The 24627-nt window shown below is 64.9% G+C and carries 22 protein-coding genes; 7 read left to right on the top strand and 15 right to left on the bottom strand.

Going from position 1 to position 24627, the window contains the following annotated elements; all coding sequences use genetic code 11:
• Positions 1–43 precede the first annotated feature (43 nt).
• Positions 44–442, bottom strand: a complete 399-nt coding sequence (locus DXT59_RS22685; RefSeq protein ID WP_116139345.1) for an acyl-CoA thioesterase — start codon at positions 440–442, stop codon at positions 44–46.
• Positions 443–534: 92 nt separating this feature from the next.
• Between DXT59_RS22685 and DXT59_RS22690 the strand changes: the two genes are divergently transcribed.
• Positions 535–2412: an ABCB family ABC transporter ATP-binding protein/permease gene (locus DXT59_RS22690; protein ID WP_116139347.1), complete on the top strand. Its 1878-nt coding sequence runs from the start codon at positions 535–537 to the stop codon at positions 2410–2412.
• Positions 2413–2422: 10 nt separating this feature from the next.
• On the opposite strand, the gene murU is transcribed toward DXT59_RS22690, so the two are convergent.
• The gene (gene murU, locus DXT59_RS22695; protein ID WP_116139349.1) at positions 2423–3151 is read right to left on the bottom strand and encodes an N-acetylmuramate alpha-1-phosphate uridylyltransferase MurU; all 729 of its coding nucleotides are present in this window, start codon (positions 3149–3151) and stop codon (positions 2423–2425) included.
• Between the two features lie 15 nt (positions 3152–3166).
• Positions 3167–4201 carry an aminoglycoside phosphotransferase family protein gene (locus DXT59_RS22700; RefSeq protein ID WP_116139351.1) on the bottom strand — a complete coding sequence of 345 codons (1035 nt, stop codon included), beginning with the start codon at positions 4199–4201 and terminating at the stop codon, positions 3167–3169.
• Positions 4202–4427: 226 nt separating this feature from the next.
• On the opposite strand from DXT59_RS22700, the gene DXT59_RS22705 reads away from it, so the two are divergent.
• From DXT59_RS22705 to rsmA, 4 genes are all read left to right on the top strand, one after another.
• Positions 4428–6791: an LPS-assembly protein LptD gene (locus DXT59_RS22705; RefSeq protein ID WP_116139353.1), complete on the top strand. Its 2364-nt coding sequence runs from the start codon at positions 4428–4430 to the stop codon at positions 6789–6791.
• A 90-nt stretch (positions 6792–6881) separates the two neighbouring features.
• Positions 6882–8249, top strand: a complete 1368-nt coding sequence (locus tag DXT59_RS22710) for a peptidylprolyl isomerase (RefSeq protein ID WP_116139355.1) — start codon at positions 6882–6884, stop codon at positions 8247–8249.
• 18 nt (positions 8250–8267) lie between these two features.
• Positions 8268–9269: a 4-hydroxythreonine-4-phosphate dehydrogenase PdxA gene (gene pdxA, locus DXT59_RS22715; protein ID WP_116139357.1), complete on the top strand. Its 1002-nt coding sequence runs from the start codon at positions 8268–8270 to the stop codon at positions 9267–9269.
• A gap of 61 nt (positions 9270–9330) precedes the next feature.
• Positions 9331–10152 (top strand): 16S rRNA (adenine(1518)-N(6)/adenine(1519)-N(6))-dimethyltransferase RsmA, encoded by an 822-nt coding sequence (gene rsmA / locus DXT59_RS22720; protein ID WP_116139359.1) that lies wholly within the window; start codon positions 9331–9333, stop codon positions 10150–10152.
• A gap of 3 nt (positions 10153–10155) precedes the next feature.
• Here rsmA and DXT59_RS22725 read toward each other — a convergent pair whose 3' ends face one another.
• Positions 10156–11106, bottom strand: a complete 951-nt coding sequence (locus DXT59_RS22725; protein WP_116139361.1) for a DMT family transporter — start codon at positions 11104–11106, stop codon at positions 10156–10158.
• Positions 11107–11283: 177 nt separating this feature from the next.
• Between DXT59_RS22725 and gloA the strand changes: the two genes are divergently transcribed.
• Positions 11284–11673, top strand: coding sequence for a lactoylglutathione lyase (gene gloA / locus DXT59_RS22730; RefSeq protein WP_116139363.1), 390 nt, complete (start codon positions 11284–11286; stop codon positions 11671–11673).
• A gap of 15 nt (positions 11674–11688) precedes the next feature.
• Here the strand turns inward: gloA and DXT59_RS22735 are convergent, their stop codons facing one another.
• The 7 genes from DXT59_RS22735 to DXT59_RS22765 form a co-directional block, all read right to left on the bottom strand.
• The gene (locus tag DXT59_RS22735) at positions 11689–12558 is read right to left on the bottom strand and encodes a M48 family metallopeptidase (protein ID WP_116139365.1); all 870 of its coding nucleotides are present in this window, start codon (positions 12556–12558) and stop codon (positions 11689–11691) included.
• A gap of 4 nt (positions 12559–12562) precedes the next feature.
• Entirely contained in the window at positions 12563–13378 is an 816-nt protein-coding gene (locus DXT59_RS22740) for a lysophospholipid acyltransferase family protein (RefSeq protein ID WP_116139367.1), read from the bottom strand.
• A gap of 41 nt (positions 13379–13419) precedes the next feature.
• Positions 13420–13977, bottom strand: coding sequence for a D-glycero-beta-D-manno-heptose 1,7-bisphosphate 7-phosphatase (gmhB, locus tag DXT59_RS22745; protein WP_116139369.1), 558 nt, complete (start codon positions 13975–13977; stop codon positions 13420–13422).
• A 22-nt stretch (positions 13978–13999) separates the two neighbouring features.
• Positions 14000–16120 (bottom strand): glycine--tRNA ligase subunit beta, encoded by a 2121-nt coding sequence (gene glyS / locus DXT59_RS22750; RefSeq protein WP_116139371.1) that lies wholly within the window; start codon positions 16118–16120, stop codon positions 14000–14002.
• Positions 16121–16135: 15 nt separating this feature from the next.
• A complete protein-coding gene (glyQ, locus tag DXT59_RS22755; protein ID WP_116139373.1) occupies positions 16136–17143 on the bottom strand; it encodes a glycine--tRNA ligase subunit alpha in 1008 nt (335 codons plus the stop codon).
• Between the two features lie 241 nt (positions 17144–17384).
• A complete protein-coding gene (gene lnt / locus DXT59_RS22760; protein ID WP_116139375.1) occupies positions 17385–19058 on the bottom strand; it encodes an apolipoprotein N-acyltransferase in 1674 nt (557 codons plus the stop codon).
• A gap of 108 nt (positions 19059–19166) precedes the next feature.
• Positions 19167–20060 carry an HlyC/CorC family transporter gene (locus DXT59_RS22765; RefSeq protein WP_116139377.1) on the bottom strand — a complete coding sequence of 298 codons (894 nt, stop codon included), beginning with the start codon at positions 20058–20060 and terminating at the stop codon, positions 19167–19169.
• Positions 20061–20251: 191 nt separating this feature from the next.
• Here DXT59_RS22765 and DXT59_RS22770 point away from each other — a divergent pair, with 191 nt between their 5' ends.
• Positions 20252–20860 carry a DUF4337 domain-containing protein gene (locus DXT59_RS22770; protein WP_116139379.1) on the top strand — a complete coding sequence of 203 codons (609 nt, stop codon included), beginning with the start codon at positions 20252–20254 and terminating at the stop codon, positions 20858–20860.
• Between the two features lie 41 nt (positions 20861–20901).
• On the opposite strand, the gene DXT59_RS22775 is transcribed toward DXT59_RS22770, so the two are convergent.
• The 4 genes from DXT59_RS22775 to miaB are packed head-to-tail and all read right to left on the bottom strand — an operon-like array spanning position 20902 to position 24513.
• The gene (locus DXT59_RS22775; protein ID WP_116139381.1) at positions 20902–21555 is read right to left on the bottom strand and encodes a gamma-glutamylcyclotransferase; all 654 of its coding nucleotides are present in this window, start codon (positions 21553–21555) and stop codon (positions 20902–20904) included.
• 11 nt (positions 21556–21566) lie between these two features.
• Positions 21567–22055 carry an rRNA maturation RNase YbeY gene (gene ybeY, locus DXT59_RS22780; protein WP_116139383.1) on the bottom strand — a complete coding sequence of 163 codons (489 nt, stop codon included), beginning with the start codon at positions 22053–22055 and terminating at the stop codon, positions 21567–21569.
• 21 nt (positions 22056–22076) lie between these two features.
• Positions 22077–23132, bottom strand: coding sequence for a PhoH family protein (locus tag DXT59_RS22785; RefSeq protein WP_116139385.1), 1056 nt, complete (start codon positions 23130–23132; stop codon positions 22077–22079).
• Between the two features lie 16 nt (positions 23133–23148).
• On the bottom strand, positions 23149–24513 hold the full coding sequence (gene miaB, locus DXT59_RS22790) for a tRNA (N6-isopentenyl adenosine(37)-C2)-methylthiotransferase MiaB (RefSeq protein ID WP_116139387.1): 1365 nt from the start codon (positions 24511–24513) through the stop codon (positions 23149–23151).
• Positions 24514–24627 lie beyond the last annotated feature (114 nt).

Genomic DNA, 24627 nt, shown 5'->3' on the forward strand with positions numbered 1-24627 from the left:
ACGCGAAGCGGGCACATACGCCGCCCACTTCGCGGGCCGTGCGTCAGCTCACGTCGGGCAGCTTGCGCGGACGGCGGTCGTGGTCGGTGGCGACATAGGTGAGCGTGGCCTCCGTGACCTTGACGAGCTCTTCCGTGAGGCTCATGCGCTGAGCGAACACTTCGACCGAGACGGTGATCGAAGTCGTTCCCGTTTTCACGATGTCGGCGTAGAAACTGAGCAGGTCGCCCACGAATACGGGCTGCTTGAAGACGAACGAATTGACGGCGATGGTCGCGACGCGGCCGTTGGCGCGGCGGCTGGCGGGAATCGAGCCGGCGATGTCGACTTGGGCCATGATCCAGCCGCCGAACACGTCGCCGTGAACGTTGGCGTCGGACGGCTGCGGCACGACGCGCAGGGCACAGTTTTTCTGGGGAAGCAGCGGGGGGGAGATAGTCATCGAAGTTACCTGTTCTGCAACAATGGGCCGAGCCTGCGACAATACCCGGCATCATCAGGCCGGCCCTCGAAATTGTACGGGTAATTGCACTCATGCGCCGCTATAGCTCATCGACAGAACCCGCGCCCGCCGCCACGCCAGGCGGGGCACGCCGCGACTGGCAGACGATTCGCTCGTTGCTGCCTTACCTCGCCGATTACAAGTGGCGTGTCGCGCTGGCGCTGTCGTGCCTGCTCGGCGCGAAGCTCGCCAATCTCGGCGTGCCGATCGTGATGAAGCATATCGTCGACGGCTTGGCTTCCATGCGCCAATTGACGGCGCTCGGGCGCGCCGAGCACGAGCCGGCGATCGTGCTGGCGGGCGGCATGGGCATGCTCGTCATCGCGTATGCGCTCGTGCGGCTATCGACGTCCCTGTTCACCGAGTTACGCGAAATTTTGTTCTCGAAGGTGACGGAGAGCGCGGTGCGTCAAATCGCGCTCAAGGTGTTTCGCCATCTGCATTCGCTGTCGCTGCGCTTTCACTTGGATCGGCAAACAGGCGGCATGTCGCGCGATATCGAGCGCGGTACGCGCGGCATTTCGCAGTTGATCTCGTACTCGCTCTACAGCATTTTGCCCACGCTGGTCGAAGTGGCGCTCGTGCTCGGCTTTTTCATCGTCAAATACGAGGCCTATTACGCGCTCGTCGCGTTCGCGGCATTGGTGATCTACATCGTATTCACGGTGAAGGTCACCGAATGGCGCACGCATTTTCGGCGGACCATGAACGAACTCGATTCGCGCGCGAACGCACGTGCGATCGATTCGCTGCTCAACTACGAGACGGTCAAGTACTTCGGCAACGAAGAGTGGGAAGCGCGGCGCTACGACGAAAACCTGAAGCGCTACCGGGCCGCCGCGATTCGATCGCAAAACTCGTTGTCGCTACTCAATTTCGGGCAGCAAGCGATCATCGGCACGGGGCTCGTGTTCATCCTTTGGCGCGCGACGCAAGGCGTCATGGCGGGCCGGCTCACGCTCGGCGACCTCGTGCTCGTCAACACGTTCATGTTGCAGCTCTATATTCCGCTGAACTTCCTCGGCGTGATTTATCGAGAATTGAAGCAGAGCTTGACCGACATGGATCGTATGTTCACGCTGCTCGGCGCCGCGCGCGAAGTGCCCGATGCGCCGGGGGCGCCGCCGCTTGCGATCCGCGGCGGCGAAGTGCGGTTCGAGCGCGTGCGCTTCGGTTACGAGCGTTCGCGCGTCATTTTGCAAGACGTTTCGTTTTCTATCGCGGCCGGCACGACGACCGCCGTGGTGGGGCCGAGCGGCTCGGGCAAATCGACGCTGGCGCGGCTGTTGTTTCGCTTTTACGACCTCGATCGGGAAGCCGGTGGCGCGATTACGATCGACGGTCAGGACATTCGGGACGTGACCCAAGATTCGCTGCGCGCCTCGATCGGCATCGTGCCGCAAGACACCGTGCTCTTCAACGATACGATCTACTACAACATCGCCTATGGGCGCCCCGAGGCGACGCGCGAGCAAGTGATCGCCGCCGCGCGCGCGGCGCATATCCACGATTTCATCGAGGGTTTGCCCAAGGGCTATGACACGCCTGTCGGCGAACGCGGGCTCAAGCTCTCGGGCGGCGAAAAGCAGCGCGTCGCGATTGCCCGCACGCTGCTCAAGGACCCGCCCATCCTGATTTTCGACGAGGCGACCTCGGCGCTCGATTCCCATTCCGAGCGCGCGATCCAGCAAGAACTCGATCAGATCGCGCGCGGCCGCACGACGCTCGTCATCGCGCATCGGCTTTCCACGGTCGTCCACGCCGAACAAATCATCGTCATGGATCACGGCCGCATCGTCGAACGAGGCACGCATGCCGAACTGCTGGACGCGGGCGGCGCCTTCGCGCAAATGTGGGCACTGCAACAGCGCGCCGCTTCGCGCGAACGCGTGCATGGCGAAGGCGTTTGAGCGGAGGGCGTTACCGGCCCTGGCCGCCCTCGCGTAGCATGGCGTCGAGCGCATGCAATTGGGCAGGCGTGCCGACGTTTTCCCAAAGGCCTTCGTAAAGCTCGCCGGTCGCGCGCCCGGCGCGGATCGTGTCGCGGTAGTAGGGGGTTAGCGCCCGGCGCGCGCCCGGCGCGAGCGTGTGGAACATGCGGGTGTCGTAGATCCCGATGCTGCCGAACGTGTAACGCGCGGTGCCTTCGAGCGAAAGCGCGCCAGCCCGATCGAGCACGAAATCGCCTTTCGGATGAAACGGCGGGTTCGGCACCATGACGAGGTGCATGCCCGGCTCGGCGGCCGTGGCCATACGCGCGGCGCGCTCGTGCAGCCGCGAGTAGTCGAACTCGCAGAACACGTCGCCGGCGACGCCCGCGAATACGCACGGCATCCCATCCTGTTCGAGCAGTGCGCGTGCTTGCGCGATGCCGCCCGCCGTCTCCAGCGCCTCGCGTTCGGCGGAATAGAGCAGCCGCACGCCGTGGCGCGCGCCGTCGCCGAGCGTTTGCTCGATTTGTTCGCCGAGCCAAGCATGGTTGATGACGATCGTCGTGATGCCCGCTTGCGCGAGACGCTCGATCTGCCAGACGATCAGCGGTTTGCCGCCTACCTCGAGCAGCGGCTTGGGCCGCGTGTCGGTGAGCGGACGCATCCGCTCGCCGCGGCCGGCGGCAAAGATCATGGCCGTCGTGAGCCTGTGTGCCATCGCGCGTGCGCCCTGTCAGAACGTGTAGCCGACTTCCGTCGAGCGATTGTCGAGCTCGTCGAGCAATCGCGCGAACGGCGTGAGCGGCCGGTAGCGTTGCGCAACCTTGCGCGCGTAACCGATGAAGCGGGGCAAGTCGCTCAGATAGCGCGCCTTGCCGTCGCGATAGTGAAGACGCGCGAACAAGCCGAGAATCTTGATGTGCCGCTGCAGCCCCATCCATTCGATTTGCCGGTAGAACTCGCCGAAATCGGGATCGACAGGCAGGCCCGCCTTCTTCGCGCGTTCCCAGTAGTAGGCGAAGCAATCGAGTTCGAACTCCTCGTCCCAACTGATGAACGCATCGCGCAGCAGCGAGGCGACGTCATAAGTGATGGGCCCGAAAACCGCGTCTTGAAAATCGAGGACGCCCGGATTGGGTTCGCAGATCATTAAGTTGCGCGGCATGAAATCGCGCAGCATGAACACTTGCGGTTGCGGCCGGGCGCTGGCGATGAGCAGCGCATAGGTGCGGTCGAGCACGCCGCGCGTGGTGTCGTCGACCTCGCGGCCCAGATGGCGCGTGATGTACCACTCGGGCATGAGCTCCATCTCGCGCCGCAGGAACGCTTCGTCGAACGGCGGCAGCACGCCTTCGCGCGAACTCGCTTGCCAGCGGATCAGCGCGCCGATCGCGTCGCGCATGAGCGGCTTCGCGCGCATGGTATCGCTCGGATCCATTTCGGCGATGTAGGTGCGCGTGCCGAGATCGGTGACCAGCATGAAGCCGGCATCGAGATCGCTCTCGAGCACGCGCGGCGCGTGCAAGCCCGCCTCGGCCAGCATCTCGGCGATTTGCGCGAACTCGCGGCACTTTTCGGGCGGCGGGGCATCGACGGCGATCAGCGAGGCGCCGTGCTCGGGCGCGCTCCCAAGCCGGAAATAGCGGCGAAAGCTGGCATCGGCGGAGGCGGGCTCGAGCGTTTGCAGCTCGAGGCCGTAGCGGTGCGCGAACGTGCCGAGCCAGGCGGCGAGGGCGTCGCGCCGGGTATCGGCGGGGGAATCGGTCATTGTGTCAACTGAGGGCAAAACGTCTTGCCATATAATACCCGACGACTTTTTACGTTGCGCCCTGTTCCCGTGTCGGCTTTCGCACGGCTGCGTTCGACCGCTCGCCTCGCGCGCCTATGCGTGTGTGTTGCCGGCCCGTGCCGCGACACGCCGCTTGATCGCGCCCGGGATGGATAACGTGCGACGGGCGCAAAGCCTGCCGCCGAGCCGATTCGCCAAACCATAGATGCCGCCCAGACAGCCCTTTTTCACGAATTTTCCCGGCGAGACGCTGCCGCGCATGAGGCGGCTCGCCGCGGCATTGATCGCCGTGCCGGGCATCATGCCCTCTATCTCGCATGCCCAACTGACCGGCGCGGCCGCGCAGCCGCAGCCGATCGATGCGCCATGGGGCCTGCGGCTCGACCCGCAGCTTCAAGAACACCCGTTGAAGCCGGGCAGCGCGCCGGCCACGTTCGTGACGGGCGACGCGGCGAACGGCACGTCCGACCGCGGCGTGGCGGTCAAGGGCTCGGCCGAACTTCGGCGTAACGTCGCCGTCGTCAAGGCCGACGCGTTTCATTACGACGAAGACACCGATATGGCCGACGCGTACGGGAACGTGCGCGTGATCGAAAACGGCGTATTGTTCGCGGGGCCCGAAGCGCATTTGAAGGTCGAGGCGAGCCAAGGCTATATGCCGGAGCCGAAGTACCATTTCAACTCGAACGGCGGCTCGGGGAGCGCCGAGCGGGTCGATCTGCTGGACAGCGAGCGCTCCGTGTTCACGAGTGGCACCTATACGGGTTGCCAGTGCGCCGATCCGTCGTGGTACATCCGCGGCAGCCGGTTTGACTTCGACACGGGCGCGGAACAAGGCGTGGCGCACAACGGCGTGCTGTTTTTCCAGGGCGTGCCGATCTTCGCGAGCCCTTGGCTGTCGTTTCCGCTAAACGGCGATCGCCGCAGCGGCCTGCTGCCGCCGCAGTTTTCGATGGGCTCGACGAACGGCTTCGAAGTCTCGCTGCCGTACTACTTCAATATCGCACCCAATCGCGATTTGACGCTGACGCCGCGCATCATCTCGAAACGCGGGGTGCAAACGCAGGCGATGTTCCGCTATTTGTCGCCGAGCTATGCGGGCTCGTTGACCGCGGAATTCCTGCCGAACGATGCGCTCAAGCATGAGAACCGGTACGCGATTTACTGGCAGCACGCCCAGGACCTGGGTCATGGGTTCGGCGCGTACTTGTCGTACAACCGCGTCTCGGACAACACGTACCCGCAAGACCTGGCCACCGCGACCAATCAGTTCCTGATCGGCACGCAATTGCTATTCCAACAGGAAGCCGGCCTGACCTATTCGAACGGTCCTTGGTCGGTGCTTGCACGCGAGCAGCACTGGCAAACGCTGCAGGGCTCGGCGCCGCCCTATGGCCGCGAACCGCAGTTGAACGTCAAGTACACGCGATACAACGTCGGCGGGTTCGACTTCGGCGCCGAGGCCGACTACACGCGCTTCCGCATTACGTCGGCGGATGCGATCGAGGGCGATCGGGTGATGTTCAACCCGTACGTGTCGTACGGGATCATCGGGCCGGGTTATTTCGTCGTGCCGAAGGTGCAGTGGCACTTCGCGTCGTACGATCTGAGCAATGTCTCGAGTACGGCGCCCGCGGGCCAACCGAAGTCGTTCACGGAATCGATCCCGACGTTCAGTTTCGATACCGGCCTCGTCTTCGACCGCTCGATGCGCTTGTTCGGCGACGACTATATTCAGACGCTCGAACCGCGCCTGTACTACGTCTACACGCCGTATCACGACCAGTCGTTCGCGCCGCTGTTCGATACGGCCGAATCGGATTTCGGCCTGGCCGAGATCTTCACGCCGAATACGTTCGTCGGCAACGACCGCATCGCGGACGCAAACCGTCTGACGGCCGCGCTCACCACCCGCTTCATCAACCCGGCGACGGGCGACGAACGTGCGCGCTTCGTCATCGCGCAGCAGTATTACTTCACCGATCAACGCATCACGCTCGATTCGTCCACGCCTACCCCGCCGACAGGTCATTCCGACCTGCTCGCCGGGGCTTCGCTGAAGCTAGGCGCCGGTTTTTCGTCGGAAACCGCGTTCCAATATAATGCGGACGACGATCAGCTCGTGCGCGCGAGCGTCGGCTTCGGGTACAGCCCGGACGATCGCAAGGTCGTCAACGTGGCTTACCGGTATACGCGCGCCAACAAGCTTTTGAGCAATCAGCCGATCAACCAGGTGTTGATCTCGTCCGAGTGGCCGATCACTCATCGGTTGTACGCCGTCGGCCGGCTCAACTACGATCTGTCGGGGCACCGTGTCGTCGACGGCCTGCTCGGCTTCCAGTACGATGCCGATTGCTGGGTCCTCGGCATCGGCGCGCAGCGCTTCGCGAACGGTATCAGTTCCTCGGGGCAGTACACTTCGTCCACCCGTGTGCTCGCGCAGTTGACGCTCAAGGGCTTTTCGAACGTCGACAACGGGCTCGTGGGGGCGTTCCGCGCCGGCGTGGCGGGCTATCAGCCGCCTCCGCCTGCGCCGCCGCCGTTGGCGCGGTTCACGAATTACGAGTGACGGGCGAGCAGGCGGACAACGCGTTGGGCTCTCCGGCTCGAGCGCGAAAAAAAGGGGCGCGAAAAGCGGCCCAAGATATTTGGAGCATTTGTGGCAATCGTGAATAAGCTTCGCTTGGCAACGCTTGCGGCCTCGTTGGCCGCCGCCGCTCTTGCGCCGGCAACCCCGGCCGCGGCGCAGGCGTTGAGCGCAAAACAGACCGGCCAAACGGTCGACTCCGTCGCCGCCGTCGTCAACGACGACGTCATCACCGTTCGGGAACTCGACGAGCGTGCCGGGCTCATCGCACGGCGGCTCGAGCAGCAGCACGCGCCGATCCCGCCGCAGGACCAGTTGCGCTCGCAAGTGTTGGAGCAAATGGTGCTCGAGCGTATTCAGATCGAGAAGGCGAAGGATGACGGCATCGTCGTGAGCGACGCGGACATCCAAAAGACGCTGCAGCGCCTGGCGGCCGCGAACAATCTGCCGCTCGACGTCTATCGCTCGCGGATCGAGGCGCAAGGCGTGCCGTGGTCGGTGTTCACGCGCGATGCCCGCAACGAGCTGACGCTCTCGAAGCTGCGCGAGAAAGAGGTCGACAGCAAGGTGACGGTGTCCGACGCCGAAGTAGCCAACTACATCGCAAGCCAGCGCGGACCGGGCGCGCGAGCGCAGCAGGACCTGCGCATCGAGCATATTCTCGTGAAGGCCCCGGCCGACGCGGCGCCCGAGGTGGTGGCCGCCGCGCAAAAGAAGGCCGAGGCGCTGTTGCAGCAGGCCAAGACCGGCGGCAAATTCGAGTCGCTCGCGAAGGACAACTCGCAAGCGCCGGACGCCAAGCAAGGCGGCGATTTGGGCTTCAAGGCCCCGGGCAATCTGCCTGACGCACTCGTGAAAGCCGTGTCGCAACTGCGTCCCGGCGAAATCGCCGGCGACCTGGTGCGTACCGACGACGGCTTCGAAATCGTGCGCCTCGTCGATCGGCGGATCGGTATCGGCGGCTCGGCGGCCGACGCGCCCAAGCTCGTGCAAACCCATGTGCGGCACATTCTGCTTCGCGTCGGCGACGGCCAATCGGAGGCGGCCGCGCGGCAAAAGCTGCTCGATATCCGCCGGCAGATCGAGGCGGGCGGCGACTTCGCGCAGTTCGCGCGTACGTATTCGCAAGACGGCTCGTCATCGCAAGGCGGCGACCTGGGCTGGATCAGCCCCGGTGAAACGGTACCCGAGTTCGAGCGCGCCATGAACGAGCTGAAGGACGGCGAGATCAGCGAGCCCGTGCGCAGCGAATACGGCTACCACTTGATTCAAGTGGAAGGCCGGCGCGAGGCGGAAGGCTCGGTTCAGCAGCAGATGGATCTGGCGCGTCAGGCGATCGGTCAACGTAAGGCGGAGCAGGCCTATTCCGACTGGTTGCGTCAATTGCGCGACTCGGCGTACGTGCAATACAAGATTGCCGCGCCGCTCGCGCAGCAGTGAGCCGATAGACCTTAGACGATGACGAACGCCGCCACCGCCGCCCCGCTGAATATCGCGATCACCACCGGCGAACCGGCCGGTGTGGGACCGGAGTTGACGGCGGCGGCGCTCGCCGGTGCGGCGGCGCGCTGGCCGGGCGTGCACTTCACGGTGCTCGGCGATGCGGCGCTCGTCGCTGCACGCGCGGGTGCCGTCGGCGTGGATTGGGCCGCGCTCGTTGCGGCCGGGCACATCGGCCTCGGGCACCGGTCGCTCGCGGCACCGTCGCGCCCGGGCCGGCTCGACGCCGCGAACGGCCGTTATGTCCTCGGCCTGCTCGACGACGCCATCGACGGCGCGCTAAGCGGCGCGTTCGACGCCATCGTTACCGCACCGCTGCAAAAGAGCACGATCAACGATGCGGGCGTGCCGTTCACGGGACATACGGAATATCTGGCGCAGCGTACCCATACGGCCCGTGTCGTGATGATGCTGGCCGGCACAGGGGCTCGTCCGTTGCGCGTCGCGCTGGCCACGACCCATTTGCCGCTCAAGGACGTGCCGGGTGCGCTCGACATAGGCAGCCTCGTCGAAACGATCGCCATCATCGACCACGATTTGCGGCGCGATTTCGGCTTGCCGGTGCCGCGTATCTTGGTCACGGGGCTGAACCCGCATGCCGGCGAGAACGGTTACCTGGGGCGCGAAGAGATCGACATCATCGCGCCGGCGCTCGCTCGGGCCGCCGAGCGCGGCATCGACGCGCGCGGACCCTATCCGGCCGACACGCTTTTCCAGCCCCGTTATCTCGAAGAGGCCGATTGCGTGCTCGCGATGTTCCACGATCAAGGCTTGCCGGTGCTCAAGTACGCCACGTTCGGCGAGGGCGTCAATATCACGCTCGGGCTGCCGATCATCCGTACGTCGGTCGATCATGGCACGGCCCTCGATCTTGCGGGCACGGGCCGCGCCGATGCGGGCAGCATGATCGCCGCCATCGATACGGCGGTGACGATGGCGCGCAACCGGCGCGCCGGCTGATCGAGCGCCGCGGGCCGCGGGTGCGGCGTTTTTCGTTCCTTTCGGTTTTTTCACGATTTCGATGTCCACCAGCAGACAGCATCAAGGCCATTTCGCGCGTAAGCGGTTCGGTCAGAATTTTCTCGTCGACCACGGCATCATCGATTCGATCGTCGCCCTGATCGGCCCCGAGCGCGGCCAGCGGATGGTCGAGATCGGGCCCGGCCTCGGCGCGTTGACCGAGCCGCTGGTCGAACGCCTGGCGACGCCCGAGGCGCCGCTGCATGCGGTCGAACTCGATCGCGATCTCATCGCGCGCCTGCGCGAAAAGTTCGGCGACCGGCTCGCGCTGTATGAAGGCGACGCACTGGCTTTCGACTTCGCCTCGCTCGTCGATACGCGCGAGCGGCCCACGCTGCGGATCGTCGGCAATCTGCCGTACAACATTTCGAGCCCGCTGCTGTTTCATCTGATGTCGTTCGCGCCGATCGTCATCGACCAGCACTTCATGTTGCAAAACGAAGTCGTGGAGCGAATGGTGGCCGAGCCCGGCACGAAGGCGTTTAGCAGGCTATCGGTGATGCTGCAGTACCGGTACTCGATCGACAAGCAACTCGACGTGCCGCCCGAATCGTTCCAGCCGCCGCCGAAAGTCGATTCCGCGATCGTGCGCATGATCCCGTACACGCCGCGCGAGTTGACACCCGTCGATATGACCGTGTTCGGCGAACTCGTAACCGCGGCGTTTTCGCAGCGGCGCAAGATGCTGCGCAACACGCTGGCCGCGTACCGCGACCGGGTCGATTTCGAGGGGATGGGTTTCGACTTGGCACGGCGCGCCGAGGATGTCCCCGTCGACGAATACGTGCGCGTCGCGCAAACGCTGGGCACGCGCCCCGCGTAGCGCCTACTTGGCCGGCGCCGCCCGCGACGGCGCGTTCACGAGCACGATGCCGGCGAGCACGAGTGCCGCCGCCAGTACGAAGCGCAGGCCGAAGGATTCGCCCAGCAGCAGCACGCCGAACGCCACGCCGTACAGCGGTGTGAGAAACGAAAAAACGGAAAGCCGGGATGCGGTATAACGCGTGAGTAGCCAGAACCAGGTCAAATAACTGACGAACGCCACCGCCACGGCCTGATAGCCAAGGCTTGCCAAGGCGAGCGGCGTGAACTGGGCGTGGCGCTGTTCGCCGAGCGCGAAGGCAAGCGCGAGCAAAATCACCGCCGACACCGCGAGCTGGTAGAAGAGCGTTTTACTGGCGCTCGCGTGCGAAAGCGAGGTGGCGCGCACGACCACCGTCGTCGACGCCCACATCATGCCGCCTAGTACACCCAAGGCGTCGCCGATCAACCCGCCGACCGTCGAGGTGCCCGGCACCGAGCGCGTGAAACCGTCGGCGAAGGCCAATGCGATTCCCGCGAAGGCCAGGATTACGCCGTACCACTGCAGGCGGCGCATCCGTTCCCCGGCGACGAACGCATGCAAGCCGAGGGCCGTGAAGCACGGCGCGGTATAAAGGAAGACCGCCATCCGCGAGGCGCTCGTGAGCGTGAGGCCCGCGAAAATGCAGACGAATTCTCCGGCGAACAGCACGCCGGCCAGCAATCCGGCTCCGAACGTTCCATCGCGCCGAAACATCGGCGTGCCGCGTGCGCGCGCCCAAGCCCATACCAGCACCGCCGCGATCGTCGAACGCAAGCCCGCTTGCAGCATCGGGCCGAGCGCGCCGTTCGCCGTTTTGATCGCGACTTGCTGAAGGCCCCAAATCGCGCATAGCACGATCATCAGCGCGATGGCGAACGTGTCGGGCGCGCGGCGCACCGGGACCGGCCTGGCGATTGCTGCTGCGGTGTTCATTTGAATGCTTGTCGAAAGTGGGGGCGGGACGCGTGCATGCCGCACTCGCTTGCGTACCATACCAAAACGGCGGCGCGTGCGCTGCGAAGTCGGGAAGTAACCCCACCGCCGGCAGGGCGAGCGGGTTCACCGCTTTCTTGGTAGATTCGCTCTTTTTCGACGAAACCGGAGTTCACCATGCGATTGCTGCATACGATGCTGCGAGTCGGCGATCTCGACCGCTCCTTGAAGTTCTACACCGAGTTGCTCGGCATGAAGCTGCTGCGCCGCCAAGACTATCCCGAAGGACGTTTTACGCTTGCCTTCGTCGGTTATACCGATGAGAGCGAAGGAGCCGTGATCGAGCTGACGCACAACTGGGACACGAAGGCCTACGATCTCGGCGCGGGGTATGGGCATATCGCGATCGAAGTCGACGATGCGTACGCGGCCTGCGACAAGATCAAGGCGCAAGGCGGCAAGGTGACGCGCGAGGCAGGGCCGATGAAGCACGGCACCACGGTCATCGCCTTCATCGAGGACCCGGACGGTTACAAGATCGAATTCATCCAGAAAAAGACCCAGTAAGCAGCCGGCGCGCGCTCACAGCGTCGGCAGCAATTCGGGCGGATGATGCTTGAGCGTATGCCGCGCTTCGCGAAACTCGGGGAAGATCGACTCGACCGTTTGCCAAAAGCGCGGGCTGTGGTTCATCTCGCGCAAATGCGCGAGTTCGTGGGCGACGACGTAATCGACGATCGATAGCGGGAAGTGAATGAGCCGCCAATTCAAGCGGATACGCCCGTCGCTCGAACAACTCCCCCACCGCGTGGCGGCGGACGAGAGCGCATAACCGTTGTAGGCGACGCCGAGCTTGTCGGCGTAATAGGCGAGCCGTTCTCCGAATACGCGTTTGGCTTCCGTTTGCAGCCAGCCTTGCACCCTGTCCTTGATTTGCTGCGCATCCGCATGGGCGGGCAGCGCAAGCGCCAGCGCGCCGGTTTGCGCGTCGAATGCGAGCGTGCCGTGCGCCGAACCGAGCGCGATGCGCACGGGCTTGCCGAGGTACGGAATCTGTGCGCCGTCGCGCCATTCGATGCGCGGCAACGCGCGCTGCTCCGCACGCGTTTGCCATTCGGCCAATTTCGCGAAGATCCAACGCTCCTTGGCGGCGATGGCCGTCTCGATATCGGCCAACGTGACCCACCGAGGGGCCGTGATCGCTAGGCCGCTGCCGTCGATCGAGAACCCGATCGTACGCCGTGCCGACCGCTTGAGCGCGTATTCGAGCGTGCGCCCATTCAGCGTCAAGCGACGCAACTTCACGCCGCTCGGCGTCGGGTCCTGCCGCGGCGGGGCCGATGCGGACGTTGCAACGCCGATGTCCGCGCCGGCCGCGTCCCCGAAAAGCGGCAGATCGAGCTGCGGGCTCTGGAGCGCCGTCGCTTGCCGGGGCTTGGGGGACTTGGGCATCGTTTTAGCTGCGAGCGGCGTCGGCGCGATCGGATGGGCCGGGATTGCCCGAGCGGCTGCCCGCGGCCGGCGCCGTACCGTCGGATTCTTGATAGGCGTCCGGATCGATGCGGCGCATTTCGGCTTCGATCCAAGCCTCGACGCGCGCATTGAGTGCGTCCGGCGTGAGACCTGTCGAATCGATCGGCTTGCCGATCGACACCGTCACCGTCCCGGGATACTTGATAAACGAATTGCGCGGCCAAACGTGACCGGCGTTATGCGCGATCGGCACGACGGGCGCGCCGGCGTCGATGGCAAAACGCGCGCCGCCCGTTTTGTATTTGCCCTGCTTGCCGACCGGCGTGCGCGTGCCTTCCGGGAACATGATCACCCACGCGCCTTCGCTCATGCGCAGCCGCCCTTGCTTGACGACGGAGGCGAACGCGTATTTGCCTTCCTTGCGGTCGATGTGAACCATCTTGAGCATGCCGAGCGCCCAGCCGAAGAACGGCACGTAGAGCAACTCGCGCTTGAAGACGTAGCACAGCGGCCGCGGCATGATCGCCGGAAACGCGAGCGTTTCCCAGGCGGACTGGTGCTTCGAGAGCAAAACGGCGGGGCCGTCCGGCAGGTTTTCCCAGCCTTCGATACGGTAGCGAATACCGTTCAAATAGCGGACGACGGCAACCGTCGCGCGGCACCAGCCCACCGCCATCCAGTAGCGGCGGTCGGCGTTCATGAACGGGAAGGCGATGAAGCATGCCGTCGCGTAAGGGACCGTGAACGCGATAAAGTAGAGAAACAGTAGCAGCGAGCGGATAAAGCGGGTGAGTGGCATCGGGTGTCTTCGATCGGTTGGCAATCAGGCGCGCTTGCGCCTCACTCGTGCTGATCCGCGAGGAACGACAGCACGAACGCTTTGAGGTCGTCGTAGACTTTGGTGCCGTCGGGCAACCCCCCGGCTGCGAGCGTTTTCTTGCCTTTGCCGGTCAGCACGAGGTGCGTCGGAAAGCCGAGCGCGGCGCCGGCTTGCAGATCGCGCAGAGCATCGCCGACGACGGGCGTCGCGGCCGGATCGATCTCGAAACGGTCGACGATCATCTGCAACATACCGGGCTTCGGCTTGCGGCACTCGCAATGATCTTCGGCCGTATGCGGACAGAAAAACACCGCATCGATGCGGCCGCCGACGACCGCGGCCGCGCGATGCATTTTCACGTGCATGGCGTTCAGCGTGGCCATATCGAACAGGCCACGGCCGATTCCCGACTGGTTCGAGGCAACGGCCACGCGATAGCCGGCCTGATTGAGCCGCGCGATCGCCTCGAGGCTGCCCGGTATCGGGATCCACTCGTCGGGCGATTTGACGAACGCATCGGAATCGACGTTGATGACGCCGTCGCGATCCAGGACGACGAGTTTCTTGGCGGAAGTCATATGCGCGCCTCGGTGGCCTCGGTTACGCCGCCAGCTTCGAGATGTCGGCGACGCAATTCATCTGCGCGTGCAGCTCTGCCAGCAGGGCAAGCCGGTTCTTGCGCAGCGCGCTGTCCTCGGCATTCACCATGACGTCGTTGAAGAAGGTATCGACCGGATCGCGCAGGGCCGCCAGCGCCGACAGCGCGCGCGTATAGTCGCGCTGCCCGAGTTGCGCTTGGACGGCCGGCGCGACCTTCTTCAGTTCGTCGTTGAGCGAACGCTCCGCCGGCTCGACGAGCAGCGCCGCCTGCACCGGCGCCGCGGCCGTCGCGCCGCTTGCCTCGGTTTCCGACTTCTTCAGGATGTTCGTGATGCGCTTGTTCGCGGCGGCCAGCGCGCCGGCTTCCGGCAGCGCCGAGAATTCGCGCACGGCCTCGAGCCGCGCGACGATATCGTCGAGCTTGCTCGGCTGCAGGCTCAGCACCGCTTCGATTTCGCTTGCCGCGTGGCCGCGCTCGCGCAGCAGGCCGCGCAGCCGATCCATGAAGAAGGCGTACAGCGCGTCGGTGCAGTCGGCGACTTGCGGCGTGGCGGCGAAGCAGCCTACCGCCTCGCGCAGCAACGCGACCAGATCGAGCCGCAACTGCTTTTCGATCAAGATGCGCAGCACCCCGAGCGCGTGACGGCGCAGCGCGAACGGGTCTTTTTCACCCGTCGGCACGAGGCCGATCCCCCAGATGCCGACGAGCGTCTCGAGCTTATCGGCGAGCGCAACAGCGGTCCCGACCGCCGTGACGGGCAACGCGTCGCCCGAGAAGCGCGGCTGATAGTGCTCGGTGCACGCCAGGGCGACTTGCTCGGCCTCGCCGTCGTGGCGGGCGTAGTAGGTCCCCATCGTGCCTTGCAGCTCGGGGAATTCGCCGACCATGTCGGTCAGCAGATCGGCCTTGGCGAGCAGAGCCGCGCGCTCGGCGAGCGCCGGATCGGCCGCGACGGACGGCGCGATCTTGCGCGCGAGCGCCGCGAGGCGCTGGACGCGGTCGAGCTGCGAGCCGAGCTTGTTGTGATAGACGACGTTGGCGAGGAGCGGGACGCGGTCGGCCAGCGGCTTTTTCTTGTCCTGCTCGAAGAAGAACTTCGCATCGGCCAGGCGCGGGCGCACGACGCGCTCGTTGCCTTCGACGATCTCGCCGGGCGTGGCCGTCTCGATGTTCGAGACGATCAAGAAGCGCGAGCGCAACTTGCCGGCATGATCGGTCAGCGCGAAGTATTTCTGATTCGTCTGCATCGTCAGAATCAAGCATTCCTGCGGCACGGCCAGGAACTGATCGTCGAAGCGGCATTCGTAGACGACGGGCCACTCGACGAGCGCGGTCACTTCCTCGAGCAGCGCCGCGGGCATCACGACGCGATCGTCCTTCGCATGGGCGTTCAGTTGTTCGACGATGCTCGCGCGGCGCTCGTCGAAATCGGCCATTACGCGGCCCTTCGTGCGCAGCGTCTCGGCGTAGTCGTCGGCGTGCAGCAGCCCAACGAGCCCGTCCGACATGAAACGATGGCCGAGCGTCGTATCGCCCGCATCGATGCCGAAAGCCGTCACGGGCACGACATTTTCACCATGCAATACGGTGAGGCGCTGCACCGGACGCACGAACTGCACGCTCGCGCCGTCAGGGCGCTGATAGGTCATGACCTTCGGGATCGGCAGCTTGCCGAGGGCGAGCACTTCGTCGAGCGCGGCTTGCAGGCCGTCGGCGAGCGTCGCGCCGGGTGCGGCGTAGCGCAGAAAAAACGCTTCGGCTTTGCCGTCCGAAGCGCGTTCGAGATCGGTCAGCGCGATATCGGGAAAGCCGAGCGCGGCGAGCTTTTTCGCAAGCGGGGGCGTCGGCTGACCGTTCGCATCGAGGGCGACCGCCACGGGCAGCACTTTCTCGCGCACGTGCTTCTCGGGCGCGAGCTCGCGCACGTTCTTGATGAGCACGGCCAAGCGGCGCGGCGTGGCGAAACGTTCGAACGACGGTTCGCCGTCGATCAAGTCGCGCGCGGCCAGGCGGTCGACGAGGCTTTGCGCGAACGCGTCGGACAAACGGGCCAGTGCCTTCGGCGGCAATTCCTCGGTGAGCAGTTCGACGAGCAGGGTGGCTTGGTGAGCGTGAGTCATGTTCTTAAAGTCTCGTCATTGCTTGTCGATGGCGCGCTCGACCTTCAGCGGCGGCGCCCAGGCGGGCATGGCGGCGTCTTGCGCGTCCGTGGTCAAGCCGGGGACGCCGTGCACGGGGTTGCCGAGCATCGGAAAGCCGAGCTTTTCGCGCGAATCGTAGTAGGCCTGCGCGACGAGTCGCGACAGCGCGCGGATCCGGCCGATATAGGCCGCGCGCTCCGTGACGGAGATCGCGCCGCGCGCATCGAGCAGGTTGAACGTGTGCCCGGCTTTGAGCACGAGCTCGTAGCCGGGCAGCGCGAGCTGCGTTTCGATCATGCGCTTCGCCTCGGCCTCGTAGCTGTTGAACAGCGTGAACAGCAGATCGACGTTGGCGTGTTCGAAGTTATAGGTCGATTGCTCGACTTCGTTTTGATGGTAGACGTCGCCGTAGGTCAGGCGCCGCACCTCGGGGCCGTTCGGGCCCATTTCTTCCCATTCGGTCCAAACGAGGTCGTAGACGTTTTCGACCTTTTGCAGGTACATGGCGAGGCGCTCGAGCCCGTATGTGATTTCCCCGAGCACAGGCTTGCAATCGAGCCCGCCGACTTGCTGGAAGTAGGTGAACTGCGTGACTTCCATGCCGTTGAGCCAGACTTCCCAGCCGAGGCCCCAGGCGCCGAGCGTGGGATTCTCCCAGTCGTCCTCGACGAAGCGCACGTCGTTTTGCTGCAGATCGAAGCCGAGGGCGGCGAGCGAGCCGAGGTACAGATCGAGGATGTTCTCGGGCGCCGGCTTGAGCACGACTTGATATTGGTAGTAGTGCTGCAGGCGGTTGGGGTTGTCGCCGTAGCGGCCGTCTTTCGGGCGGCGCGACGGTTGCACGTACGCCGCGCGCCAAGGCTCGGGCCCGACGGCGCGCAAGAACGTGTGGACGTGCGAAGTGCCGGCGCCGACTTCCATGTCGATCGGCTGAAGCAGCGCGCAACCCTGTTTGTCCCAATAGGATTGCAGCGTCAGGATGATTTGCTGAAACGTGAGCATGTCGTGCCTTTCGAGGCAGGCGGCGTATGTGCCGCTGCGATGCCGGAAAACCGGCGGAATCGGGGCTCCCGTCCGGGCGGCCGATGCGCGGGCCGCGGCGACGGCCGCCGCTCGCGCGGTGAAAACGCTAGATTTTACCGGATTGGGGCTGGCTTGCGGCCGTCGCGGGGTGGGGTGGGGGTTCAGGGATTGGTCGCCGAAATCGAAGCGATCATTGCACAACGATGTCCAGCGTCTCGGCCTACTGAGGCTCCGCCCTGACGTGGCCCGACCGAACGCGGCCCGACCGATATACGAACCCCACCGCGATCAGCACGAACGAGACGGCGAGCACGAGGTTGTTCCCCAAGGTGATATAAGGCGTGCGTCCCGTCATGCCTTGCACCCTCGCTTCGATCTGCCCCGTCGTGAAAGCCGGTAGTTGCGCGCTTACGCGGCCTTTCGCATCGATCACCGCGGTGGTTCCCGTGTTCGTGGCCGCAAGCATCGGCCGCCCGGTCTCCAGCGTGCGCATGCGCGCCATCTGCAGGTGTTGATCGAGCGCGATCGTATCGCCGAACCAGGCAAGATTCGAAGCGTTCACGAGGATGCCGGCCGGCACGGCGGCCTCGCGCAGCCTGCGTGCGATCTCCTCGCCGAAGATGTCCTCGTAGCAAATGTCGACGTCGACCGGTTGGTCGCGGACGAAGAACGGATGTTGCACCGGTTTGCCGCGCGCGAGATCGCCGAGCGGGATGTTCATGAGCTGCACGAACCAGTGAAATCCCAACGGCACGAATTCGCCGAACGGCACGAGGTGGTGCTTGTCGTAGCGGTATAACTGCCGCGAGCCCGGTGTCACGCCGAAGAAGCTATTCGTCTCGTCGGTGTATCGCCCGTCGGGCCCGATCGAGGCGCCGAACGCGCCGATCAGCAGCGACGATCCGGTGTTGTCGGCAAAGCGGCGCAGCGTGTTTGCGAACGTCTCCGGAAACTGTTGCGGCAGCATCGGGATTGCCGTTTCAGGCGTCACGATGAGGTCCGCACCGTGCGAGGTGATCATCCGCTCGTACAGATCCAGCGCGTCGCGCACCCCGGCTTCGTCGAACTTCATCTCCTGTTTGACGTTGCCTTGGAGCAAACGGACGGTCACCGGCGCATTGCCGGGCCGTGTCCACGCCACATGCGAGAGCAGCGCGCCCACGCCTAGGGTGGCCAGCGCCACCAGCGCCGGACCGGCGATCGCCGCGCGGCGCCGCGGGATCGCGAACGCCGCCGCAACGCTCTGAACAATCAGCGCGCAGGTGAGCGCCAACAACCAGCCGACGCCATAGACCCCCACGATCGCCGAGAAACCCGCGAGCGGCCCTTCCACTTGCGCGTAGCCGCTTGCGAGCCAGGGAAAACCGGTGAACACGGTGCCGCGCAGCCATTCGCCGATCGCCCAGGCGCTCGCGAACGCCAAGGCCCCTCGCCAGGTCGGCAAATAGCGGCCTGCCTCGCGGGTGTCTTGAACTACTTGACTCGCGCGGCCCGCGCACAACGACCATAGCCCCGCCGAGAAAGCCGGATAGAGCGCCAAGTACAGCGAAAACAGCACCAGCGCCGCGCCGGCTAGCGGCGCCGGCATTTCGCCGTAGTGATGCATGCTGACATAGAGCCACCAGACGCCGGTGACGAGATTGCCGAAACCGAACGCGCCGCCGGTCAACGCGGCGCTGGCCCAGCCTCTCGTGCGCATGAGCCACGCGTAGAGCACGGCGATGATGCCGATTTCGAGCCAGCCGCCATGTGGCGTGGGGGCGAACGAGAGTGTGTTCAACGCGCCCAGCGCCAGCGCGGCGACGTAGTGCCAGCGCGAGATGGCACCCGGTCCGGTGGTCGTGGTCGAGGCAGCGGCGTAATGACGCAAGCGTGAGGTGATCGATTCGGCCATGGATACGCGGCTAGGGAAAAGCATGGAATCGGGACGGGGCGGAACGAGCGCTCGCCGCAGAGGCGAGTCTGCGCCCGCGCAGCCGAGGCGAGCGCCTCGGCGCGCCGGTTAGGTCTGAACGTGTTGCGCGTCGCGTTCGCGCTGGCCCGCGAGCGGGTCGCGCCGAACGAGCAGCATATGCACCTGGCGCGCGTCGCCGCGCAGGATTTCGAAGATCAGATCGTCGATCCGCACGCGCTCGCCGCGATGCGGTACCCGCCCGAAGTGATGCGTGACGAGGCCGCCGATGGTGTCGACCTCCTCGTCGGAGAACTGCGTGCCGAACGTCTCGTTGAACTGCTCAATCTCGGTCAGCGCGCGTACGCGATAGCGTCCGTCGGGCGAGGCGATGATATTGCCGCTTTCCTCGTCGAAGTCGTACTCGTCCTCGATATCCCCGACGATTTGCTCGAGCACGTCCTCGATCGTGATGAGTCCGGCCACGCCGCCGTATTCGTCGACGACGAGCGCAATATGATTTCGATTCATCCGGAAATCGTGCAGCAGGACGTTCAGCCGCTTCGCTTCCGGAATGAACACGGCCGGGCGCAGCATGCCGCGCACGTCGAACGATTCTTCAGCGTAATAACGCAGCAGGTCCTTTGCCAGCAGCACGCCGATGATGTTGTCGCGATTGCCCTCATAGACGGGGTAGCGCGAGTGCGCCTTTTCAAGGACGAACGGAATGAATTCCTCGGGACTGCATTCGATGTCGATGGCGTCCATTTGCGCGCGTGGCACCATGATGTCGCGCGCGCACAAATCGGCCACCTGAAAGACGCCCTCGATCATCGAGAGCGAATCGGCATCGATGAGGTTGCGTTCATGTGCGTCTTGCAGGATTTCGAGCAACTCGGCCCGCGATTCGGGCTCGGGCGAGATGAAATCGGTCAGGCGCTCGAGGAGCGAGCGTTTTTCGGTAGGCTTGTCGGTATGGCGTCGACTGGGATAGGCGTCGTTCATGGCGATGCGTCCGGGACGGCTGGACGCGTGGTCAACGAAAGAGTTAAGGATACACCACGCAAAAGCAGGACCATGACTGCCGATCGGCCTGCTAAAGTGCGCGACATGGACCGGTCCTGCCGCGCGAGGTGCCCCGAGGCGCGCCGGAGGCTGCCCTGTCACCGTTTTTACATCGTTTGCGCGAAAGAAATATGTCGGAAGAGTTTGAAGTGCGCGGGCCGCACGAAGAAGCGCTCGAACATGCCGGCCACGAGCACGGCCACCGTCACGAAAGCGGGCGCGCGCCGCTCGATCCGTTCGCGGGGCGCATTGCCGTCATGACGGCGATCCTCGCGACGATCGGTGCCGTTTTTTCGTATCAGGGCGGAGCAACCGAGGGCCTTGCGCTCTTTTACAAGAACGAAGCGGCGATCCGCAAGACCGAAGCGGCGAACCAATGGAGCTACTACCAGGCCAAGGGCGAGAAGCAAAATCTCGCCGAATTGGGGGCGGCGCTCACGGCGGCGGATCCGAAAGCCGGCGCGAAGTTCACGGCGGACGTCGCGAAGTACGCGCAGCAAAAGACGGCGATCCGGGCCCAGGCCGAAGCGCTCGAAAAGTCGGTCGCGCAAGCGGATGCCGCCAGCGAGCGGCAACTGCATCTGCACCACCGCTGGGCACAGGCGACGACGCTCACGCAAGTCGCCATCTCGCTCGCCGCCATTACGCTGCTGACGCGGCGCCGTTGGCTGCTCGGTGCCGCACTCGCCGTGGCCGGGTGCGGTACGCTCGTGGGCTTGGCGGCTTTCGCCGGATATTGAGCCGATCGGTCGAGCGACCGGCGAAGGGGCCGCGGGCGGCGTCAAACGCAGCGCCGGAGCAGCGCTTCCAGCGCGCGGTCGGGCATGCCGCATTCGCGCAGCGCTTCGACGGTGCGGCAGACGTAGTCGAGCGTGGTGCCGTAACGGCCCCGCGCGCAGGCGAGCACGGCCTTGACGACGTCGTCCGTGAGCTTGCCCGTATAGGTCGGCACGTCGCGGCGCATCACGAACGCGAGCGCTTGCACGCGGCGTCCGTCCGAGAGCCAGCACGGCAGCCAAGCAGGCCGGTAGGAGCCCATCGGCATCTCGCGCCGCCATAACGCTTGCAAATGCGGCCCGGCGCCTTCGCCTTCCAAGCGAAACGCCATGCCGGTGCACGAGCCGCCGCGATCGAGCGCCAAGACGAGTCCGGGCTGCTCGGGCGTGCCGCGGTTCACGCGCGACCACAGATACAGGCCCCGGTGATAACCGCGTACGCGTGCCCGCACGGTTTCCGCCGCGGGCATGCCGGGATTCCAAATCAACGAGCCATAGCCGAACAGCCATAGGTCGCTCGTACCGTCCCACCGGCTCATGGCTTTAGCGAGGGATTCGGCGAGTTCGCGATCGTCCAGCAAGCGCGCTTCGCCGAGCGCGGGCGGGTAGCCTGGGCAGACGGGTGAGAGCGAAGCGGGGGGCTGGATGGTTTCGGACATCGTGCGGGCCGCTAGTGGGATCGGGATCGATCTCCATACGGGTCGGCGAAGCCGAGGCGGGCGAGGATTTCCGTCTCGAGCGCTTCCATTTCCTGCGCCTCGTCGTCGTTCTCGTGATCGTAGCCCTGCGCATGGAGCGTGCCGTGCACGATCATGTGCGCGTAATGGGCGCCGAGCGTTTTGCCTTGTTCCGCGGCCTCGCGTTCGATCACGGGGCAGCACAGTACGAGGTCGCCGCTGACCGGGTCGTCCTCGCGCTCCGCGTAGGCGAACGTCAGTACGTTCGTGGCGTAGTCTTTGCCGCGATAGGTGCGGTTCAGAACGCGGCCTTCCTCGGCATCGACCAAACGCACCGTCAATTCGCCGTCGGCGAGCAGTGCCGCCTTGACCCAACTCGCGACGTTGGCGCGCGACACCACCGCCTTATGTTCGGGAAAGGCTTTGGCGGCGGGAAACTGCAAGCTCAGTTTCAATTTCGGCGCGGGTGTCTTCTCGTTCATTCGTCGGTTCGATCCGGAGCGTCAGCGGCCGTCGATCGGCGCCGCATCGTCTTTTTTCGCGTGCTTGTCGTACGCTTCGACGATGCGGGCCACGAGCGGATGGCGCACCACGTCGGCGCTCGTGAAGCGCGTGAGCGCGATACCGCGTACGTTCGACAGCACCTGCTGCGCTTCGATGAGGCCGCTCTTGGCGCCGCGCGGCAAATCGACTTGCGTCGTATCGCCGGTCACCACCGCTTTCGACCCGAAGCCGATCCGCGTGAGGAACATCTTCATCTGCTCGGGCGTCGTGTTCTGCGCTTCGTCGAGGATGATGAACGCGTGGTTCAGCGTGCGGCCGCGCATATAGGCGAGGGGAGCGATCTCGATCATCTGCCGCTCGAACATTTTCGCGGTCTTGTCGAAGCCGAGCAGGTCGTAGAGCGCATCGTAAAGTGGGCGCAGATACGGATCGACCTTTTGCGCGAGGTCGCCCGGCAAGAAGCCCAGGCGCTCGCCGGCTTCCACCGCGGGGCGGGTCAGGACGATGCGTTTGACCTGGTCGCGCTCGAGCGCGTCGACGGCGCAGGCCACCGCGAGATAGGTCTTGCCGGTGCCCGCGGGCCCGACGCCGAACGTCACGTCGTGCGACACGATCTGCTTCAGATATTCGCGCTGCGCGGGCGTGCGTCCGCGCAGATCGGCGCGCCGCGTGTAAAGCTTCGGTCCGAGTTCCTCGGCGTCTTCGTCGTCGAGGCCGGCCGGTTCGTCGAACGGATGATCCGGGTCATAGCGCCCCGAGTCGGCGTCGTCCTGCTGCGCGCCGCGATTGGCGGGATGGCGCGCCTCGACGAGCGCGAGCTGGATGTCGTCGACCGACAGCGGATCGCGCGCGCGGTTGTAGAAGTTTTCGAGCGCGCCTAGTGCGAGCTTCGCACCGCGTCCGCGGATCGAGATGCGATGGCCGCGCCGCTGCAGCGTGACGTCGAGCGCCTGCTCGATTTGCCGCAGATTCTCGTCGAGCGGCCCGCACAGGTTGGCAAGGCGCGTGTTGTCTTCGCGCGGCGCGGTAAATTCCAGGGACGGTGCGGTCTTCAAGGCGAAAGTGGTTTCCTTAAGCGAGTTCCGGCTGCGGCACGAGCACGAGTTCGCCGCGCAGCGAGTGCGGATAAGCGCGCGTGATGCGCACGTCGATCATCTGGCCGATCAGCCGCGCGTGCGAAGCGACGGGCGCCGGGAAGTTCACGACACGGTTGTTGGCCGTGCGGCCGGCGAGTTCGGTCGGATCCTTGCGCGCGGGGCGCTCGACCAAGATGCGCTCGACGTTGCCGACCATCGATTCGCTGATGCGCACGACGTTGGCGTCGATGGTGGCCTGCAGGTGTTGCAAGCGTTCGAGTTTCACTTCGCGCGGCGTGTCGTCGTGCAAGTTCGCGGCCGGCGTGCCGGGGCGCGGACTGTAGATGAACGAAAAACTCGTGTCGTAGCTCATTTCGTGCACGAGCGCCATCGTCTTGTCGAAGTCGCTTTGCGTCTCGCCCGGGAACCCGACGATGATATCGGTCGATAGCGAGAGGTCGGGCCGGATCGCGCGCAGGCGGCGGATCACCGATTTGTACTCGAGCACCGTATAGCCGCGCTTCATCGCCATCAAGATGCGATCGGAGCCGTGCTGCACGGGCAGATGCAGGTGCGAAACGAGCTTGTCGACCTTCGCGTAGACGTCGATCAAGCGCTGCGTGAATTCCTTCGGATGCGAGGTCGTATAACGGATCCGCTCGATGCCGGGAATCTCGGCGACGTATTCGATCAGCGTCGCGAAATCGGCAATCTCACCGGCGCCGGCCGTCAGCGCGCCACGATAGGCGTTCACGTTCTGGCCGAGCAGGGTGACTTCGCGCACGCCTTGATCGGCGAGCCCGGCGATTTCGGTCAGCACGTCGTCGAGCGGGCGCGACACTTCGTCGCCGCGCGTGTAGGGCACGACGCAGTAGCTGCAGTACTTGCTGCAGCCTTCCATGATCGAGACGAACGCGCTCGGGCCGTCCACTCGCGCGGGCGGCAGATGGTCGAACTTTTCGATTTCAGGAAACGAGATATCGACTTGCGAGCGGCCGCTGGCACGGCGCGCATCGATCATCTGCGGCAGGCGGTGCAGCGTCTGCGGGCCGAAGACGAGATCGACGTAGGGCGCGCGCGCCACGATCGCGGCGCCTTCCTGGCTCGCCACGCACCCGCCCACGCCGATCAGCAGATCGGGCTTCGCTTCTTTGAGCTCGCGGACGCGGCCTAGGTCGGAAAACACCTTCTCTTGCGCCTTTTCGCGCACCGAGCAGGTATTGAAGAGGATGACGTCAGCGTCTTCGGGGGAATCCGTCTTGACGAGTCCTTCGGCGGCGCCGAGTACGTCGACCATCTTGTCGGAGTCGTACTCGTTCATCTGGCAGCCAAAGGTTTTTACATAAACTTTCTTGGTCATGAAGCTCGCCGTTCGCAGTGGTTGACCTGGGGGCGCGGGTAGTTCGATGCGCGAAGCGCGGCGAAACCTTCGCCGCAGAAACCTTCGCCGCATAACCGGACATTATAGCCTCTT

The organism is Trinickia diaoshuihuensis (assembly GCF_003390925.1).
In the GTDB taxonomy this organism is placed as follows: domain Bacteria; phylum Pseudomonadota; class Gammaproteobacteria; order Burkholderiales; family Burkholderiaceae; genus Trinickia; species Trinickia diaoshuihuensis.

Bases quoted from the DNA above. Each gene is read 5' to 3' on its own strand.
- DXT59_RS22685 (WP_116139345.1), bottom strand. From the start codon at position 442: ATGACTATCTCCCCCCCGCTGCTTCCCCAGAAAAACTGTGCCCTGCGC.
- DXT59_RS22690 (WP_116139347.1), top strand. From the start codon at position 535: ATGCGCCGCTATAGCTCATCGACAGAACCCGCGCCCGCCGCCACGCCA.
- murU (WP_116139349.1), bottom strand. From the start codon at position 3,151: ATGGCACACAGGCTCACGACGGCCATGATCTTTGCCGCCGGCCGCGGC.
- DXT59_RS22700 (WP_116139351.1), bottom strand. From the start codon at position 4,201: ATGACCGATTCCCCCGCCGATACCCGGCGCGACGCCCTCGCCGCCTGG.
- DXT59_RS22705 (WP_116139353.1), top strand. From the start codon at position 4,428: ATGCCGCCCAGACAGCCCTTTTTCACGAATTTTCCCGGCGAGACGCTG.
- pdxA (WP_116139357.1), top strand. From the start codon at position 8,268: ATGACGAACGCCGCCACCGCCGCCCCGCTGAATATCGCGATCACCACC.
- rsmA (WP_116139359.1), top strand. From the start codon at position 9,331: ATGTCCACCAGCAGACAGCATCAAGGCCATTTCGCGCGTAAGCGGTTC.
- DXT59_RS22725 (WP_116139361.1), bottom strand. From the start codon at position 11,106: ATGAACACCGCAGCAGCAATCGCCAGGCCGGTCCCGGTGCGCCGCGCG.
- gloA (WP_116139363.1), top strand. From the start codon at position 11,284: ATGCGATTGCTGCATACGATGCTGCGAGTCGGCGATCTCGACCGCTCC.
- DXT59_RS22735 (WP_116139365.1), bottom strand. From the start codon at position 12,558: ATGCCCAAGTCCCCCAAGCCCCGGCAAGCGACGGCGCTCCAGAGCCCG.
- DXT59_RS22740 (WP_116139367.1), bottom strand. From the start codon at position 13,378: ATGCCACTCACCCGCTTTATCCGCTCGCTGCTACTGTTTCTCTACTTT.
- gmhB (WP_116139369.1), bottom strand. From the start codon at position 13,977: ATGACTTCCGCCAAGAAACTCGTCGTCCTGGATCGCGACGGCGTCATC.
- glyS (WP_116139371.1), bottom strand. From the start codon at position 16,120: ATGACTCACGCTCACCAAGCCACCCTGCTCGTCGAACTGCTCACCGAG.
- glyQ (WP_116139373.1), bottom strand. From the start codon at position 17,143: ATGCTCACGTTTCAGCAAATCATCCTGACGCTGCAATCCTATTGGGAC.
- lnt (WP_116139375.1), bottom strand. From the start codon at position 19,058: ATGGCCGAATCGATCACCTCACGCTTGCGTCATTACGCCGCTGCCTCG.
- DXT59_RS22765 (WP_116139377.1), bottom strand. From the start codon at position 20,060: ATGAACGACGCCTATCCCAGTCGACGCCATACCGACAAGCCTACCGAA.
- DXT59_RS22770 (WP_116139379.1), top strand. From the start codon at position 20,252: ATGTCGGAAGAGTTTGAAGTGCGCGGGCCGCACGAAGAAGCGCTCGAA.
- DXT59_RS22775 (WP_116139381.1), bottom strand. From the start codon at position 21,555: ATGTCCGAAACCATCCAGCCCCCCGCTTCGCTCTCACCCGTCTGCCCA.
- ybeY (WP_116139383.1), bottom strand. From the start codon at position 22,055: ATGAACGAGAAGACACCCGCGCCGAAATTGAAACTGAGCTTGCAGTTT.
- miaB (WP_116139387.1), bottom strand. From the start codon at position 24,513: ATGACCAAGAAAGTTTATGTAAAAACCTTTGGCTGCCAGATGAACGAG.